The following is an 18,240-nucleotide window of genomic DNA, read 5'->3' on the forward strand; positions in this document are numbered from 1 at the left end:
CTACACCGCTTTATAAGCCTTATCATCTTGTTGTGTATGATCAATTTGCACACCACCGCACAGCAAACCATCGTTCACTATCTATCTGGTACCGATAAAGACCATACCGTGGCCTGGGATTTCTTTTGTACCAAAGGGCGCAACAGTGGTAAGTGGACCACCATTCCCGTACCTTCCTGCTGGGAACTGCAGGGCTTTGGTCATTACGATTATGGCCGGGTAAAACTGGCCGAGCAGTCAGATGAAGTGGGTAAATACCGTTACCGCTTTAAGGCCGCTAAAGAATGGAAGGGACAACAAGTGAACATCGTCTTCGAAGGTTCCATGACCGATACAGAAGTAAAGATCAATGGTAAGCTGACCGGTAAAATGCACCAGGGCGCTTTTTACCGCTTTACCTACGACATCAGTGGGTTGTTAAAATATGGCGCTTCCAACCTGCTGGAAGTGCAGGTAAGTAAAAAATCGGCCAATCATTCCGTCAACCTGGCCGAACGCGATGCCGACTTCTGGATATTTGGCGGCATCTTCCGCCCGGTATACCTCGAAATAAAACCTGTTACGCATATTGAAAGGGTAGCCATTGATGCGCAGGCCGATGGAAAATTCACCATGCAGGTCTTCACACAACACGAAGGAAATGATTACCGGGTGGAAGCAGCCATAAGCAAAGTGAACAGCCCGCAGGTGCTCAAAACGATTGATAGGGCCATGTGGGGAGATGTTGACTCAATGGCTCTTTTAACCGGGCAATTAGAGAATATTGATCTATGGAGCCCGGAATTCCCCAACCTGTACAAAGTAGTGGTGGCGTTAAAAAATAAACAGGGCAACGCAATACATACCATTGAACAGAAATTCGGGTTCAGGACAGCAGAACTGCGCCCCCATGATGGCTTCTACCTCAACAACAAAAAAGTCTTGTTCAAAGGTGTGAACCGGCACAGCTTCTGGCCCGAAAGCGGCCGCACGCTCAGTAAGGCCATCAGCATAGAAGATGTGACGCTCATGAAAGACATGAACATGAATGCCGTCCGCATGTCGCACTATCCGCCCGATCAGCATTTCCTCGATGTGTGCGATTCCATGGGGCTCATGGTCATTGATGAGCTCACAGGCTGGCAAAAAATGTACGATGATACCACGGCCCGCCGGCTGGTCAAAGAACTGGTGATTCGTGATGTGAACCATGCCAGCATTATGTTATGGGCCAATGGCAATGAAGGAGGCTTCAACCGTACCGTGGATGGCGATTACCATTGGTACGATCCGCAAAAGCGGCATGTCATTCACCCCTGGGAAAAATTCAACCACACCGATACCAAACACTATCCCGATTACAACTACATGGTCAATGCTTCACTCTATGAAAAAGAAGTATTCTTCCCCACGGAGTTCATGCACGGCCTCTATGACGGCGGGCATGGCGCCGGGCTCGATGACTTCTGGAACCTCATCACGCAGATGCCCCGGGCGGCAGGTGGCTTCTTGTGGGTATTGGCCGATGAAGGGGTGGTGCGCCGGGATAAAAATGACAGCATTGATACTTATACCAACAATGCACCTGATGGCATCGTAGGGCCGTATCACCAGAAAGAAGGCAGCTACTACACCATCAAAGAAATATGGTCGCCGGTATACATGGGGCTGCAAACAATAGAGCCATCATTCAATGGACTCGTGCCGGTAGAGAACAGGTTCCTGTTTACCAACCTTGATCAATGTTCTTTCCAATGGAAACTCATGCAGGCGGGTAAAACGGCTATGACAACCATAGCCACCGGTAAACCTGCCACACTTTCCTTGAAACCCGGAGAGCGCGGCATGATGGACCTGCAACTGCCGGCTACCTGGGCCACAGCCGATGCGTTATACCTCACAGCAACAGATCCCCACGGCAAAGAAATATTTACCTATAGCTGGCCGGTTCACCACGGCACAACTCCTACATCTTCAGGGCAGACAAGCAATACAACCGCTGTGCAGGCCAAAGAAGAAGGCAATACACTCATCGTACAGCAGGGCAACTACGCTGTTTACTTTGATAAATCCACCGGCTATCTTACTCAAATAGTGAAAGGCGATGAGGTGCTTTCTTTATCCGGAGGTCCGGTATTGGCCGGGTTGGAGCAGCAGCTAGCTGACTTTACCCATAAAAAAGTGGGGGATGATTATATAGTGCAAGCTGCTTACAAAGGGAAAGACAACTGGATGAATGCCACCTGGACCTTCAGTCCCGGTAAACTGGTAAAACTGGAATACAGCTTTTCACAAAGAGGTGAAGCCGAATTTATGGGCATCACCTTCAACTATCCCGAAGAAAAGATAAAAGGCATGCGCTGGCTGGGCAGGGGACCTTATCGCGTATGGAAAAACAGGCTCAAAGGCTTGCAGTGGGGTGTATGGGAAAAGGCGTACAACAATACCATTACAGGTGAGCGTGGCTGGCAGTACCCGGAATTCAAGGGCAACCATGCTGAAGTAAAATGGGTCACGGTACAAACCGGTGAATTTCCTTTTACCGTATATGCGGAAAGTGACAACCTCTTTTTCCAGATGCTCAAACCCGAAAGCCCCCACGGCGCTTACAACAACAATACAACCGTCAATTACCCGGCGGGCAACATTGGTTTCCTCAATGCCATACAGCCCATCGGCACCAAATTCCAGTCCGCCTCCGTTATGGGTCCGCAAAGCCAGAAAAACGTCCAGCTCAATGCACCCTATACCGGCGTCCTGTGGTTTGAGTTTTAATAACCCGCTCTGCGAGGCTTGCAGCCTCGCAGCCCTATTCCGGGGCCTTTGGCCCCATCGAAGCAAACGCACTGCTCCGAAGGAGTCCTTCGGACCGATTGCCGACTGCCGTTTTCCAAATCTTGTTTCTCCGCAGTGTCTCCCGGAGGGGACGCTGCGGCTTTAAAAACGTCCCCGTTTCCTAAATCTTCTTTAAATTACAGTAACTAACAACGCTGCAATGAAAACCTTCTTCCTGATTGCCTGTCTGCTGTGTACAAGTTGTATGCAGTATGCCCAGAACACAACTGCCTGGAAAAACAAAAAATGTGCAGTAGCGCTCACCTACGACGACGCCCTGAACATCCACCTCGATAAAGTCATTCCGGCATTGGATTCTGTTGGATTTAAAGGTACCTTCTACCTCATCGGTTCTTCCGATGCGTTTACAAAACGTATTCCCGAATGGCGGAAGGCCGCCGCCAAAGGCCATGAGTTGGGTAATCATACCATGTTCCATCCCTGCTATGGAAAACGGCCCGGCCGGGAATGGGTGCCGGCCGATTACGACCTCAACATATATACCATGCGGCGAATGACAGATGAAATAAAAATGAACAGCGCCTTGCTCGAAGCAACGGATGGCAAAACAAAAAGGACCCTCGCCTGTCCCTGTGGCGATACCAAAGTGGGCGATTCTTCTTACCTGTATAAAGTAAAAAATAACTTCGTGGCCATGCGGGACGGTACACCCGATGCCAATGACGTAAATGGATTTGGCGCAGTGACCATTCAATGGATGGGTCCAAATGGGCATTCAGGGGAGCAGCTCATTGCTGCGGTGAAACAGGCTATGGAAAGCAACGCCCTGCTCATCTTTGTATTTCATGGCGTAGGAGGGGAACATACCCTCAACGTATCCTTACAGGCACACAGTGAACTACTGCAATTCCTCAGGCAAAATCAATCGCAGGTTTGGGTAGCGCCTTTTATCGAAATAGCGGAACACATAAAAGGAAGGAAATAGTTATTTCACTTGCTTTTTTGGATCAACGCCTTAGCCAGTTCCATTTCCAGGTCAACATTTTCCACAACATCCTTAATCGTATATTTAATCGGGTGGGTTGGAAGAACGCCCCGGCCAACAGGATGTATTTGATACATATAGCCAAGCTGTATGTTCGGGCTGATCCGGACCATTATCTTGCTGTTAGGCAATTGTATTACGATGGCGTCCCCTCCCGTTGGTCCTTCGTAGGTGCCGCCGGTTTCCTCTCCTATAAATACAGCAGTAGTAGTTTTTTTAAGATCAGCCACCAGGTCTGCAGCGCTTGAGAAACAAGTACCATTCATCAATACATACAGTTTACCCTTGAAAACATTGGCCTTTGGGGGCTTTAGCATAAGGTTATCGCTATATTCGTAATTATTGATCCATAAATGGTCATTTATTTTTCTCATATAGGAATCATCATTGTTGAATAACAGGTTCGAAGTGTCCCGCTCTATAATGACTTGCCTGAGTGGCCTGAAATCCAAATGGCTTAAATAAATGTGCTGATAAAGCCTGAAGGGTTGATCATATAAATAAGACATTAGCTCCATTTGCTGTTGTTCGCTGCCGCCTTCATTATTTCTGAGATCGATAATCAGGTTGTCAATCTTCTTACTTTTCAAAGCATAAAAGGTGGAGTCTAAAAAAGAGCTAAAATCAGGATCAATAGCCTTATTGTAAAAAGAGCGGGAAACGGTTAACAAGGCATAATTCTTTTGTTCATTTATTGCCAGTGAGGGAGAAGGCGTTTTAAACCATGCCTGGCTGTCAATCCTGTATTTCTTTAATAATAACTTACTACGTTCTTCTATTGAAATGCCCGGAATGGTGACTGATTTCTTTTTGCCCGTCCCATATTCCAGGTATTCGATCTTAAAAACATCGCTTCTGTCAACATGAAGATGATAGTATAGATCAAAACCTTGAAAGGGATAATAAATATACCTTTCCATTAATCGGAGTTTTCTGGTTTGGATATACCCATCTGAAGCAATCCCCGGCAAGATGGAGGTAAGTATCTTTTTGCTTTGTACGCCATTGATGGATAAAATGCTGGATCCGTTGCGGATCGAAGCGTTGCTGCAATCATGTAAAACATAAATGCTGTCCTCCAGGACCTTGATCTGAAACGGTAATACCTTTTTTGATAAAACTTCTTTTTCCAGTTGTCCCTGTGGAATAGTATATAAATGACCACACCTAACGCTTGCATTTACCTGGCGTACCAGCGCGAGAAAATCCAATCCGGAAATGCCGTTATTAACTTGTGCCCGCACACTGTCAAACCTGGCATCCACAGCTATCTTGCTGTCATATTTATACAACCTGGGATGAACATACTCCAGCGAAAACCTTAACCAGTTAAAATCTTCAATGGCCTGTGCGCTGGTCAATTGTAAAGGCTGTTCTTGTGCAAGAACACTGTCGTTAATAAAGAAAACAATAGGAAAGATCAAAAGGAGGGGTATACTTTTCAGGGTTGTCATTTTACCGCTTTACTGAAAAATACAATTAAAAAATGGCAGATGATTAACTTCGATACCCGTTTTGTCATCCCACCAATCCCAAAAATCCCACAAATCACAGTTCAGACATTACCATATAAACGCCGTCAACCCCACTCCAAATGCAAAATGGTCAAACTTTACCCGCTCCGTACCCACATGTTGATAGGTATACTTCCCATCCAGGTCTATTTCAGTCAACTGATCAATGGAAAAATCATGGTCCGAATCAAAATAAGAAGCATACACCTTCAGGCCCAGGTTACGGGCGATCCTTTTCTGCAGGCCTGCGCCGGCTGACCAGCTAAAAGTCGCCTCCGGCTTATAACGCAGGTAAGGCAGTTCATTGGTGCGAAAAAACTCCTCATAATCTTCCTTGATCTGCAATATTACATTCCCGTCTGCCCCCAGTGAGGAGCCGGCATTGATCTTGCCGGTAATAAACCAGTTATTAGGCAGGGGCAGACTGAAGAAGGGGCCTAAGTGTAAATAACGGATACCCATAGGCTGCGTATAGTGCCCGTCAGTAAGCGTAGGTATATCCGGATCGGAGAATGCCAGGTGGTCATCATTAACAGGGAAGCTGGTAAAGGCAAACTCGCCGCCTATACCGATATTCTTATGAAAGAACCAGGCGCCCTCCAGCCCCATATTAAACCCTCTGATGGCATGTATATCGCTCGACTTCTTGGTAAGGTCTCCGCTGGTGGCTGTGGCAAATCCGATCCGCATCTCCAGGAAGCTGGGCTTCTTATTAATGGGATAAGGATTATCGCGCAGGGGAGGATGGTTGCCTTTATCCTTAAATACCTTGTCGGCGATAAGATAGCCCAGTTCGGTGCTCAGGATGCCGATGCCTGCGCCGGCCAGCACATCCGATATCCAGTGCCGGTTATTCAGTTGCCGGCCGATAGCGGTGGCTGTGGCCATCGTATAACCTGCTACGCCATACAGCGGATGCCGGTACTGGCCATACTCCTTATGCAGGAAAGTAGCATTCATAAAGGAGTTGGCCGTATGCCCCGAAGGAAAAGAATTACGCTCATCGCCACTGGGGCGCTCTACCTTGGCCGAATACTTGATCGTATTCACCGTAGTGCCCATAATAATGGCGGAAAAAGCATACGATACCAATGCCCGTTTCACCGTATGCTTGCCTTTAATGCCGGCGGCATTCAGCCCAAACACGGCCACGGCCGGCACATACTGCATATAATCATCATAATGATGCCGGAAACTTGGGATATAACGGTTACGGAACTTCCTGATCTCCTTCCTTTCACCCCAGGTAAGAGCACTGGCCGCGAACAGCCCCACAGGAACTGCGCTGATGCGTACCGCCTTGCTTTGCCAGAAACCGGGTTTAGAAGCAGAATCATTTGGAAAGAGGGAAATACCATTGACTTGTTGCGCCACCAGGGAGGGTAGAAAACAGCTAAACGATAACGACAGGCACACGACGTACTTCTTCATAAGCGTTAGTTTAATGGTAGGTGTAAGCAGGTACGGCGGTTCAAGCTATAATACAATTTCAATATAAGATATTTTGCGTATAAATAACCCATTTTATCATTTCCTTTTCATCCGGAGGCTTTACTTTCGATCTGTGAAAATGAATGCTTATGACTGCTTCCGGCTTTTGGGATACCATCATCTTACTGGGCATCGTGCAGGGCTTTATCCTCACCGGCCTGCTTTTCTTTTCAGGGAAGCAACAACCCGCCAACAGGTTACTGGCAGCGTTAATAGGGCTCATCACATTGGCCTGTCTTAATATCTACCTGCTGGATGCTGCCTGGCTCAACAGTCATATCTTGTTGCACCTATTGGCCGATGCGCTGCCACTCGTGGTGATCATGCCGCTTGGGCCATTAATATGGTTCTATGTGCAGGCAACAATGGATCCTGCTTTCCGCATGGGCCGCAAACACTATATTCATTTTTGGCCGGCGGTACTGGATCTCTTTCCCTATTGCCTGCTGCTGGTGGCCGATATCGGGTTGCTGACCGGCACTATGTCCAAAGGACAACGTGGATGGGTAAGTAATTTTATAGATCAGTATAATGTCTATTCCGATATTCCACGCTGGCTATCCCTTACCAGCTACCTGTGGCTTTCTTATCAATACATACGGCGGCAAAAAAGGCAGCAACAGGAACTACCGGAACTTGGTATTCGCTGGCTGCGCCAGTTCCTCCTGCTCTTTCTCGTATTCCAGGGAATCTGGTTACTGTACCTCATACCATACATCATTCCGGCTACCCGCCAGGCTTTGCTCAACGCGGTCGACTGGTATCCCATCTTTGTACCCCTTGCCATCCTCATCTACTGGCTGGGCCTCAAAGGGTATCTGGTGGCACATAGGCCGGCAGTAGAAAACACGCACAAAGCAACGGTGCCTGTCGCCACACGCCTCCCGGAAACAACCGCACAACAATTCATCGAACGCCTGCGTAACATCATGGAAGAAGAAAAACTATACCTCGATCCTGACCTCAGCGTGAACGGATTGGCACGGCAGGTGGGCATGGCGCCCAAAACGGTTTCAGCAGTACTCAATCAACACCTCGATAAAACCTTCTCCACCTTTGTCAATGAATACCGGGTGGAGGCCTTCAAAAAAAGAATACAACAACCCGGCGCCGCCAGTCTCACCATACCAGGCATAGCCATGGAATGTGGTTTCTCTTCAGTGGCTACCTTTCAGCGTATCTTCAAACAACTCACTGGTGCCACTCCCTCCCGTTTTATGCAGGATGCAAAAGACGGAGAGGCCTCCTAAAACTTCCTCAAATCCGGATTTGAGCAACTGTTTGTCAGGTAGTTAGGCTGCAAACAAAGAGGTTTGTAAAAAAGTTACGCATGAAGCATTGCTTACTCACCCTATGGTTATTCGTACCAGTCCTCCTCTTTGCACAGGAAAAAAAGGCTGTACATGACAGTTTAACGGAACGTATATTATCAAAGTATGATATGCAGGAAGACATGCGATATCTGTGTAAAGTAATGGAGGAAATACATCCGGGTCTGTATCGCTACACGCCTAAACCGGTGATGGACCAACGGCTCGATAGCTTTTATAACCTCCTCACCGGCGACAAACCTTACTATGATTACTACCGGTTGATGACAGCGTTCGTGGCCGGAATACGTTGTGCGCATACTTCCGTCATGCCAGGGGGCGACTGGCAATCCCATTTTAGACAAAATGCTCCCTTATTACCTTTTTCCACGCATTTTATAAATGACCGGCTCTATGTAACGGTCAACCTGACTACAGATACGGTCATTAAGCCTGGCTACGAAATACTACACATCAATGGTCAGCCGGTGCCTGAAATACGCCGGTTCATTTTCGATCATTCCTGGAGTGATGGATACAATACCACCAACAAACAGCAACGTCTGAACACTGGCTTCCTGGCCGTTTTTTATTACCTGCTCATAGCCCGGCCCGATAGCTTTGCCATAACCGCGAAAGATTCATCCGGGAAAATAGTGAATGTGGTCTATCCGGCACTAACCATCCAGACTGCCAGTAGTCAATTCCGGCAAAACCCGGTCAACAAAGAAATGATACGGCTCTATGTGGATAGAAAACGGGAAGACCTAAACCTGGAGATCAAAAAAGAGATCAATACCGCCGTGCTCACGGTGCGCAGCTTTGGGGGAAAAGCAGCCAAAAACATAGGGGCCTTCCTGCCGAAAGCCATGAAGAAATTGGCAAAAAACAACATTGGTCATCTCATCATAGACCTGCGCAACAATGGAGGTGGCTGGGACAGTGCCGGCGTATTACTATTTACTTACCTCATCAGTAAACCAGCCCGGTATTACTTGCGGGCGCATACCATTACAGCTTCCTCACCCTACCTGAGCCTGAGCGATCTTTCACCCGAAGACCTGGCAAACGTGCACAATGAGCTTATTTCCGAAACTGATGGCACTTTCACCTTGAAAGCTAATGCTGATGCAGGCCTGTCTATGCAACGGCCAAAAGCCGGTCACTACACCGGCAAAATTTACTTTCTCATGAATGGTGGTAGTGCGTCTGCTGCAGCGGAATTTCTGGCTGCGGCCCATGCCAATCAGTTGGGCGTCTTCATCGGCGAAGAGGCCGGTGGCAACTATGCCGGAGGCAATGGAGGTTCCTTTATTCCCCTGGTATTACCGCATAGTAAAATAAAAATAACACTTCCGCTGGTCTATTATGATAATACCACAAAACCTCCCTTTGAAAAGGGCAGGGGAGTGATGCCCGACTATGACGTACCCGATAACCTCGAAAACATCCTCCGCGGTATAGACACCCAAAAAGAATTTGTATTCAACCTCATCCGGCAGGGTAAATAATTGCAGGGATATTTTCTTATCTGTACCGGAATATTACCTGTTTTATTCATTACCTTTCAATAAACCTATAACATCACAGGTATGCTACGGGATATTTGTTTAAGTTTTTCCAGCAGTGGTAATCCTAAAAGCACGGATAAGCTTTTCTGGGATAGTCTGTTCATCGGGGCATTATTCCTCCGCCACCTGGGCCACATAAAAGCAGGCAAATGCCAGAAAATCACCATTAAAGCAGTTGACAAACTGGAATTACAAATAGAAGACTATGAGAATATTGCATCAATCAACGTAGTCACTTACTTTAAGCTCTTTGATTATGAAGAATTCCAGGCGTTGAACCGGGAAGACAAAAAATATAAACTATTGGATTTCCTATATGCCGGTATGGAGGAACTTTTCCTGCTAAAACAATGGGATGCTGCTCCATTACAACCTGCTTATGAAGCTTGTAAAATGGATGATATTGTTTTCAGGAAATACTTGGAAAAGGCAATAAAAGATCCCATAAATAAAACTATCGCCTATCAGGTTTTCTTCACTTGGGAATGGGAAGAGGTGCAGTGTTACTTGATAAAATGGGATACGAAAAACAAAATCGAATTGAGCCGGTCGCTTTACTTTAAAACCAAGCCCAATACATTCGAACAGCGATGGGATTTCCGGCTGGATAAAGAAGCCCGGCAATTCGTCCTCGAAAGTAAAGTCTTTAAAAATCGTTACGAACTTCCACTGCAGATCGTCTCTTAGGGCATAACTGACATAACTTATCCGCTCCGCGATGCCCTGTCCCGTTTTGCGGGAAAAGTATGCAGCCCAGCCTTGTGCGTTTGGGTGCTTGTGCCCGTATAACTCCCCCTGTCCAAAACGCCCCGCCACAAAGTCTATTTCCCACCCCGCATCTTGCTGATGAAGGCAATAGCTTTGGTATCTGAAACAAAAAAGTATAACCATGGCAACAAAAGATTTTACCACTACGTTCGTAGTCGACCAAACACCCGAACAAGTATTCAATGCTATCAACAATGTGCGTGGTTGGTGGTCCGAAGAAGTCGAAGGCAGTACCGATAAGCTCAATGCGGAATTCAACTACCATTACAAAGACGTGCACGTCAGCAAAATGAAAATAACAGAACTCATTCCTGGTAAAAAAGTCGCCTGGCTGGTTCTGGAAAACTATTTCGACTTTACCAAAGACAAGAATGAATGGAAAGACAACAAAATCATCTTTGACATCACGCAAAAGGGTAATCAAACACAATTGCAGTTCACGCAAGTGGGTTTGGTGCCTGCGTATGAATGCTATGACATCTGCCGCGATGCATGGACCAACTACATCAACAACAGTCTGCGCAGCCTCATCACTACAAGTAAAGGCCAGCCGAACCCGAAAGAAGGCGGCTTCAATGAGCAGCTAATTCAGCAACATAACAAACAATAAACAATGAATAAAACAACAATGACCACGCAGGAAGTGGCAGCACGCTTCAACGAGCTGGCGCAACAGGAGAAATGGTTTGAAATACAGGACGAGCTCTTTGCAGATAATGTGCGGAGCGTAGACCCTCCCCATTCTCCTTATTTTGGGTATGCAGAAGGCAAAGCACCCGTTCGCAAAAAAGGGGAAGACTGGGTGAAAAGAGTTGAAGCGGCCCACAGGCTTTATACTACCGAACCCATTATAAGCGGCAATCACTTCGCAGTAGGAAGGGAAGTGGATATCACGGTGCAAGGACTTGGCAGAATACAGATCAACGAAATAATGCTCTACGAAGTAAAAGACGGCCGGATTGTCTTAGAGCAGTTCTTTTATTAAACCAATCTGTGCGCGCTGGTTCCGCGCCCTGGTTCATGTCCCCACGAACCAGACTGAGAAAAAAAGTTACAAACGATAAATAGCCTTCAGCCCCTCTTTAAGAGAAGCTGGCTTCCTGCCAAGCAGGTTTTCCAGGTCGTTGCTCACTATTTCAAACTGTTTGTCTTTAATATCTGCGCCAAAACCGCCCAACAGGAAAACAAAAGACTCAGGTACCCCAAATTGCTTCAATTGATTTACATAATCGGTAGCATTGGCCTCGGTATAGGCAACTGTTTTTCCGGAAAGTGTTGATAGCTCACTGGCAATGTCTCCAAACGAATACAGATTATTACCGGTAATCGAATACGTTTTGTTTTCATGTCCGTCCTGGAGCAATACATTGGCAGCAGCTTCGCCCATTTCGCTGCGTAAGGCAAAGGGAACAGTGCCGGTACCGGCCGGGAAATAAATGCCTCGCTCAAAAACATGCTCTCCCACATACCAGGGTATAACGTCCGTGTACAGCGTATTACGTAAAAGTGTAAATGCCAGTCCGCTTTCCCGGATATAATCTTCTGTTCGAAAGTGACTCTCCATAAAGTCTTTAATAGACGATGTGTTCACATCCTTCATAGATATGCTTGTGTAAGCAATATGGCGTACGCCTGCTTTCCGGGCCGCATCCACCACATTCTTGTGCTGTTGAAAGTGGTTATGATCTATGGTGGAGATCAATAATACTTTTTCTATGCCCTGCATGGCCTTGTCAAGAGAGGCCGTATCATCAAAGTCACCTATCCTGACTTCAACGCCTTTATCCCGTAAAGCTGTTGCTTTTTCTTCGTTCCTGGCAAGGGCAATAACCTTGTCTGCTTTTGTATTTTTAAGCAAATGTTCTATCGTGGCTGTTCCCAAATGTCCCGTAGCGCCGGTTACTAAAATCATAATACTTGCTTTTAACGTTTACTTATTATATGTCCATACTTTTAATCGCATCTTCCATCGGCCTGGCAGCTTTGCCCTTCCGCTACTTCCAGGTGTATTTCAGGATGAGTTGCCCGCCATTCATCGAACGATTTTTCAAGTGTTTCCAGAAACGCCTTGACCTCCTGGGCGCCTGATACAGCATATCGCCTGTTGAATACAAAAAAGGGTACGCCACGTACACCTATTTGCCCGGCTTCATCAATATCTGCCTGCACATCGTCAGTATAACTTCCGTTTTCCAATGCTGCTTGTAAAGCCACCGTATCTAAACCGATTTCCTTTCCCAGTGCAACAAGTGTTTCATAATCATCTATATTCTTTCCATCGGTAAAATAAGATCGGAACAGGGCTTCTTCCGCTTCGTTTTGTTTATTATATCCTTTTGCAAAATGAGTGAAGCGATGCGCGTTCAGCGAATTAGCTACAATGGATGTATCAAAATTATAAACCAGGCCCACCTGACTGGCCAGTTGGGTTACGTAGTCATTCATGCCTTTCGCCTGCTCCACGCTCATGCCTTTATGTTCTGATAGAAATTGATGTACATTTTTATCGGTTTGTGTTTTCAATTCCGGTGCAAGTTGAAAACTTTTCCATACCAGTTCTACCTTGTCCTTATGGGAGAATTGAGCTAAGGCAGCCTCAAATTTCCGTTTGCCGATATAACAGAAAGGGCACATTACGTCACTCCATATTTCAACCTTCATATTGTTTTCCATTGTCTTATTGTTTCCTTCGTATTTGTTCAATACTATTTTTTATAAGGTAAAGGTATCCTACCTTTGCTATACTTTAATAACCACTATACAAGTGTATAGTGCTATACTTTAGTATAGCAGTTAAAAATGCAAATGAAAATGAGCAGAATATCAAAAGCGGAGCAGGTAAAAAATTGTCCGGCAGAATTTGTATTAGCCGTAAACGACACCTTGAATGTATTAAATGGCAAATGGAAGCTGCCGATCATCGTCTCGTTGCTACTGGGTAAGAAACGGTTCAAAGAAATGGAAAGGATGATCCCAAAGATCAATCCCCGTATGCTTTCCAAAGAATTGAAAGAGTTGGAGGTAAACGGTATCATAACCCGTACTGTTTACAATACCTTGCCGCTTACAATAGAATATGAACTGACCAAATCAGGTACTTCGCTCGATGGAGTGATGAATGCCATGATAGCCTGGGGCTTGCAGCATCGTAAAAGGGTCATTGGCAAAAACCGGAAGATGGCCGGTAGCCAGCAGGCTTAAACAATACACTTTGTAAAAACCAGCATTTCGACATACGGCATGCTGCTTTTCAGGATGCCCATCACAGAAACCTACACCTTCCGCCTTGGCTCGTGTCCCCACGAACCAACATAACCTACGCTTCATCCAGAGGATGACCTATCTCCCAAATATGCCCGAACGGGTCCACCAGCTTTCCGATTCGCCAGTCTTCTTCTGTCGTGACGGGGCATACCTGCGTAGCGCCGGCTTCCAGGGCCCGGTTGAAAACAGCGTCCGGATCACTAACCACAAGGACAATGCGAACCGGGCTTCCGCCAATACTTTCGGGACTTAGATTATTAAATGCCGGCTCTTCGTCACCAACAAAAAACACGGCGTCTTCAATGGCAAGCTTCGCCGACAACTTACCATCAGGCCCTTCGTACCGTTCTACTGTAGCAGCGCCGAGCCCGGTGGTATAAAATTCAACCGCCCTGGCGCCATTCTTAACGACCAAAAAAGGAGCAATCGTAGTCAGCCTGCCGGGGCTCTTTTGATGACTGGTCATAGGCAAAGTTTTAGCTAATAAAGATACCTCATTAATCAGGATCCCGCAGTGTCTAATAACTGCATACCGGCGTTTTATTTTTATCATTTTTTGCAAAAGCGATCACCCGTATTGAGTCTCTCCCGTACTATAGCTACGTTTGTGTGAAAAGAACAGTATAGTGGAAGCATGGTGGTAGTATGGGGGAAGCATAGCTGAAGCATACCCGAAGCATACCAATAGCATGCTAATAGCGTAAAACGAAATTGTCAGCGACTTATGAAAAAGTGGCACGGTAGCTGGCGCCCCTGCAACAAGGCTCTTTACAGGAAGAGGTGAACAGACAAACGGCAGCGGACAAAAAAAGAAGTCAGTAAAATTGAAACATAGTATCGGAATGAGGGAGCAAGGGTATGTATAACTATAGGTCAGCTAAAGATACTCTATAGATACTCTATACCTGGACTATGGGAACTCTATACCTAAGCTATACCTACGCTATACCTAAGCTATAGTTGACCCATTTCTCGAAAATCAGCGGTTTTAGCCAAAAACAGCAGGGCAACTGGCGCCCGTATACCAAAGCTCCCTCAAATTGGCGTAAGTAGGCAGCCTGGCTTCTGTACCAGGTATACTTGTGCCTTGCGAAAATCCGCCTGCAGAAAAATAGATATAAGAACAGCAAGTTTCCTCTTCCTTATCTTCATATGTAAGTACATATTGGTATTTATGCCTCTATATGTATACAAGTATATATTATTGATAATTAGTGATATATAATTATTTTAATTTTCTTTCCAATAAAAATTTGGTAGTGAATACACTTAATTGTAACTATGTACATACATATAGGAAAGCTCATCCCTGACTAATTAAACCAGAACTAACTAAACAATGAACGATATGCGCCAATTCTCCACCTGTCTGCGGGTACGATACCTCAGCTTGATCTTCCTTTTCCTGTATTCGGCCGGCAATGCCCTTGCCCAGGCGCCTGCAAAAGTGACCGGCACTGTCGTAGATGCCAAGGGCGCTGCCTTGCCCGGCGTAGCGGTGACCATCAAACACAACGCTACTGCTGGTACTACTACCGGGGAAAATGGGACCTATGCCATCACCGCCCCCGACACGGCCACACTCCTGTTTTCCTTTGTAGGCTTTACAACAAAGGAAATAAAAATTGGAGGCCGTAAGATCATCAACATTACCTTGGAGAGTAAGAACGATTCCCTCGGTGAAGTCGTAGTGGTAGCCTATGGTACACAGAAAAAGGAAAGCATGGTCAGCGCCATCACCACCATATCGCCCAAAGAGATCAAAGGCCCCACCAGCAACCTCACCACCATGCTGGCCGGCCGTATCTCCGGCCTGATCTCCTACCAGCGCAGTGGAGAGCCCGGGGCCGACAATGCCTCCTTCTTTATCCGCGGCATCACCACCTTTGGTTCAGGCAAATTGGACCCGCTCATCCTCATTGATGGTATGGAATCCAGCGCCACCACACTGGCCCGCCTGCAGCCCGATGACATTACCGGCTTCTCCGTCTTAAAAGATGCGGCGGCTTCCTCCCTCTATGGGGCGCGGGGAGCCAATGGCGTTATACTCGTCACCACTAAATCAGGTAAAGTAGGGGAGACAAAACTCAGTGCCCGCTTTGAAAACTCCATATCCTCCAATACACAGAACTTCCGCCTCGCCGATAACATCACCTACATGCAATTGGCCAATGAGGCCGCTTTAACCCGTAATCCGCTCGCGCCATTACCGTATAGCCAGAATAAAATTGACCATACCATCGCCGGCGATAATCCTTTTCTCTATCCCAACAATGATTGGATGGGTAGCCTCATCAGGGACTACACCAGCAACCAGCGCATCAACCTCAACATCAGCGGAGGGGTCAACAGGGCGCAATACTATATTGCTGCCACAGCCAACCAGGACAATGGCATACTCAAATCACAACCAGGCAACAATGTTAACAACAACATCAAGCTCAGGAGTTACCAGGTACGCGCCAACATCAACGTCAGGTTAACCAACACCACCGAAGGTATTTTCAGGATATCGGGCGATTTTGATGATTACAATGGTCCCATAGGTGGAGGCGGCACTGTATTCAACAGCGTATTAAATGCCAATCCCGTACTGTTCCCCGCGGCTTATCCGGCTGCTGCGCTGCCTTCTGCAAAACATCCCTTATTTGGCAATGCGCCGCGCGGGTCAAACGGGGACGTATATACCAATCCGCTGGCTTCCATGGTATCCGGCTTCCAGCAGTACAGCACCTCTACCCTCAACCTCCAGTTGGAATTGAAGCAGGATCTCCGGTTCATTACCGAAGGTCTCTCGGCACGGGCCATGGTATTTACCAAACGCTATTCATACTTCGACCTCAGCCGCCAGTACAATCCGTACTACTATGCGGCCAGCCCTTCGCTCACCGATGGCAAAGGCTACGTGCTCACGCTCTTAAATGCGGCCAACGCTACTGAATACCTCAACTACAGGGAAGGCGGAAAAGTCACCAATACCGCTACCTACGGTGAACTGGCAGTGAACTACAACCGTGTTTTCAACAAAGTGCACAGCATCGGCGGTCTGCTCATTGGCATACAAAGGAACTACCTCACCGGTAATGCCGGTGATCTCCAGGCGTCACTTCCTTTCAGGAACCAGGGCTTGTCGGGCCGGTTCACCTATGGTTATGACAACCGCTACCTGCTCGAAGCAAACTTTGGCTACAACGGCTCAGAACGCTTTGCCAAAAACAACCGCTTCGGTTTCTTCCCTTCCATAGGCCTCGCGTGGAACGTGAACAACGAGCGTTTCTTTGAGTCCTTATCAGGCTCCATCACCAGGCTCAAACTGCGCGCTACCTACGGCCTGGTGGGCAATGACCAGATCGGTAATGCAAGCGACAGGTTCTTCTACCTGTCCAACGTAAACCTGTCGGATGGGAACTACGGGGCCTACTTTGGCGAGAACTTCAACTACTACAAACCGGGGATCACCATTTCAAGATATGCCAACACCGACATCACCTGGGAAAAATCGAAAAAGGTGAACATTGGATTAGACCTTGGCTTATGGAATGCCCTCAACATAACCCTCGATGCCTACTATGAGCGCCGCAGCAACATCCTCATGCAACGGGCATACATAGCTTCCACCATGGGGCTCACAGCGCCGGTCAGCGCCAATGTGGGCGTGGCATCTGGCAGGGGGATAGATGTGGCGGTGGATTACAACAAAACATTTGGCGCTGCCTGGCTGCAGGCAAGAGGCACCTTCACCTATGCGGCCAGTGAACTCCTCGTTAATGAAGAGCCCAGCTACCCGGCCAACATGCAATACCTCTCGCGGGTAGGCCACTCATTGGCTGAAGCCTATGGCCTCATAGCAGAACGGCTCTTTATAGATGACGAAGATGTGCAGAACTCCCCCAGGCAAAACTTCGGAGAGGTCAGGGGAGGTGATATCAAATACAAAGACCTGAATGGCGACGGCCAGATCACAGACCTCGATATGGTCAACGGACTGGGCTATCCCACCGTGCCGGAGATCATCTATGGCTTTGGTTTTTCTTTCGGGTACAAAAACTTCGACATCAGCACCTTCTTCCAGGGCTCTGCCAGGTCGTCTATCTTCGTTGATCCGTCGGCCATATCGCCCTTCGTGGCCAATGGGGCCAGTCAGCACGGTTTGCTCAGCGTCATCGCCAACGACCACTGGTCCGAAGACAACCGCAACCTCTACGCCTTCTGGCCACGGCTGGGCCTTTCACAAAACGAGAACAACAACAAACCCTCCAACTGGTGGATGCGCAACGGTGCTTTCCTGCGCATGAAGACCGCGGAGATCGGGTACAACGTCAAAGAAAAAGCCCTGAAAAAATACCGCATAGCAGGCTTGAGGTTATATGCCAACGGCACCAACCTCTTTTTGATCAGCGCTTTCAAGCTCTGGGACCCCGAACAGGGTGGTAACGGACTGGGCTATCCCGTGCAGCGCGTATTTAACATCGGGATCAACGTTCAATTGTAATGCTTGTCAC

General features: G+C 47.3%; 14 protein-coding genes. 9 read left to right on the forward strand and 5 right to left on the reverse strand.

Annotation, left to right across the window (positions count from 1 at the left end; genetic code table 11):
- The first annotated feature begins 36 nt into the window (after window positions 1–36).
- Both HB364_RS21510 and HB364_RS21515 read left to right on the forward strand, forming a co-directional pair.
- Window positions 37–2,754 carry a glycoside hydrolase family 2 TIM barrel-domain containing protein gene (locus HB364_RS21510; protein WP_167290377.1) on the forward strand — a complete coding sequence of 906 codons (2,718 nt, stop codon included), beginning with the start codon at window positions 37–39 and terminating at the stop codon, window positions 2,752–2,754.
- Window positions 2,755–2,974: 220 nt separating this feature from the next.
- Entirely contained in the window at window positions 2,975–3,760 is a 786-nt protein-coding gene (locus HB364_RS21515; RefSeq protein WP_167290378.1) for a polysaccharide deacetylase family protein, read from the forward strand.
- Window positions 3,761–3,765: 5 nt separating this feature from the next.
- Here HB364_RS21515 and HB364_RS21520 read toward each other — a convergent pair whose 3' ends face one another.
- Entirely contained in the window at window positions 3,766–5,274 is a 1,509-nt protein-coding gene (locus HB364_RS21520) for a S41 family peptidase (protein ID WP_167290379.1), read from the reverse strand.
- Window positions 5,275–5,382: 108 nt separating this feature from the next.
- Window positions 5,383–6,765: a phosphatase PAP2 family protein gene (locus HB364_RS21525; RefSeq protein WP_167290380.1), complete on the reverse strand. Its 1,383-nt coding sequence runs from the start codon at window positions 6,763–6,765 to the stop codon at window positions 5,383–5,385.
- Window positions 6,766–6,914: 149 nt separating this feature from the next.
- Between HB364_RS21525 and HB364_RS21530 the strand changes: the two genes are divergently transcribed.
- From HB364_RS21530 to HB364_RS21550, 5 genes are all read left to right on the forward strand, one after another.
- Window positions 6,915–8,075 carry a helix-turn-helix domain-containing protein gene (locus tag HB364_RS21530; RefSeq protein WP_167290381.1) on the forward strand — a complete coding sequence of 387 codons (1,161 nt, stop codon included), beginning with the start codon at window positions 6,915–6,917 and terminating at the stop codon, window positions 8,073–8,075.
- Window positions 8,076–8,155: 80 nt separating this feature from the next.
- Window positions 8,156–9,646 carry a S41 family peptidase gene (locus HB364_RS21535; RefSeq protein WP_167290382.1) on the forward strand — a complete coding sequence of 497 codons (1,491 nt, stop codon included), beginning with the start codon at window positions 8,156–8,158 and terminating at the stop codon, window positions 9,644–9,646.
- An 81-nt stretch (window positions 9,647–9,727) separates the two neighbouring features.
- Window positions 9,728–10,393: a hypothetical protein gene (locus tag HB364_RS21540; RefSeq protein WP_167290383.1), complete on the forward strand. Its 666-nt coding sequence runs from the start codon at window positions 9,728–9,730 to the stop codon at window positions 10,391–10,393.
- Between the two features lie 202 nt (window positions 10,394–10,595).
- On the forward strand, window positions 10,596–11,084 hold the full coding sequence (locus tag HB364_RS21545; RefSeq protein ID WP_167290384.1) for an SRPBCC family protein: 489 nt from the start codon (window positions 10,596–10,598) through the stop codon (window positions 11,082–11,084).
- Between the two features lie 3 nt (window positions 11,085–11,087).
- Complete coding sequence (locus HB364_RS21550; RefSeq protein ID WP_167290385.1) at window positions 11,088–11,459, forward strand: SnoaL-like domain-containing protein; 372 nt, start codon at window positions 11,088–11,090, stop codon at window positions 11,457–11,459.
- A 66-nt stretch (window positions 11,460–11,525) separates the two neighbouring features.
- Here the strand turns inward: HB364_RS21550 and HB364_RS21555 are convergent, their stop codons facing one another.
- Complete coding sequence (locus HB364_RS21555) at window positions 11,526–12,386, reverse strand: SDR family oxidoreductase (RefSeq protein WP_167290386.1); 861 nt, start codon at window positions 12,384–12,386, stop codon at window positions 11,526–11,528.
- Between the two features lie 41 nt (window positions 12,387–12,427).
- Window positions 12,428–13,147: a DsbA family oxidoreductase gene (locus HB364_RS21560; RefSeq protein WP_246228565.1), complete on the reverse strand. Its 720-nt coding sequence runs from the start codon at window positions 13,145–13,147 to the stop codon at window positions 12,428–12,430.
- 138 nt (window positions 13,148–13,285) lie between these two features.
- Here HB364_RS21560 and HB364_RS21565 point away from each other — a divergent pair, with 138 nt between their 5' ends.
- Window positions 13,286–13,675 (forward strand): winged helix-turn-helix transcriptional regulator, encoded by a 390-nt coding sequence (locus HB364_RS21565; RefSeq protein WP_167290387.1) that lies wholly within the window; start codon window positions 13,286–13,288, stop codon window positions 13,673–13,675.
- A 115-nt stretch (window positions 13,676–13,790) separates the two neighbouring features.
- Here the strand turns inward: HB364_RS21565 and HB364_RS21570 are convergent, their stop codons facing one another.
- Window positions 13,791–14,204 (reverse strand): VOC family protein, encoded by a 414-nt coding sequence (locus tag HB364_RS21570; protein ID WP_167290388.1) that lies wholly within the window; start codon window positions 14,202–14,204, stop codon window positions 13,791–13,793.
- Window positions 14,205–15,086: 882 nt separating this feature from the next.
- Between HB364_RS21570 and HB364_RS21575 the strand changes: the two genes are divergently transcribed.
- A complete protein-coding gene (locus tag HB364_RS21575; protein WP_167290389.1) occupies window positions 15,087–18,230 on the forward strand; it encodes a SusC/RagA family TonB-linked outer membrane protein in 3,144 nt (1,047 codons plus the stop codon).
- Window positions 18,231–18,240 lie beyond the last annotated feature (10 nt).

Origin of the sequence: Paraflavitalea devenefica, assembly GCF_011759375.1 — a bacterium.
GTDB classification, from domain to species: Bacteria; Bacteroidota; Bacteroidia; order Chitinophagales; family Chitinophagaceae; genus Paraflavitalea; species Paraflavitalea devenefica.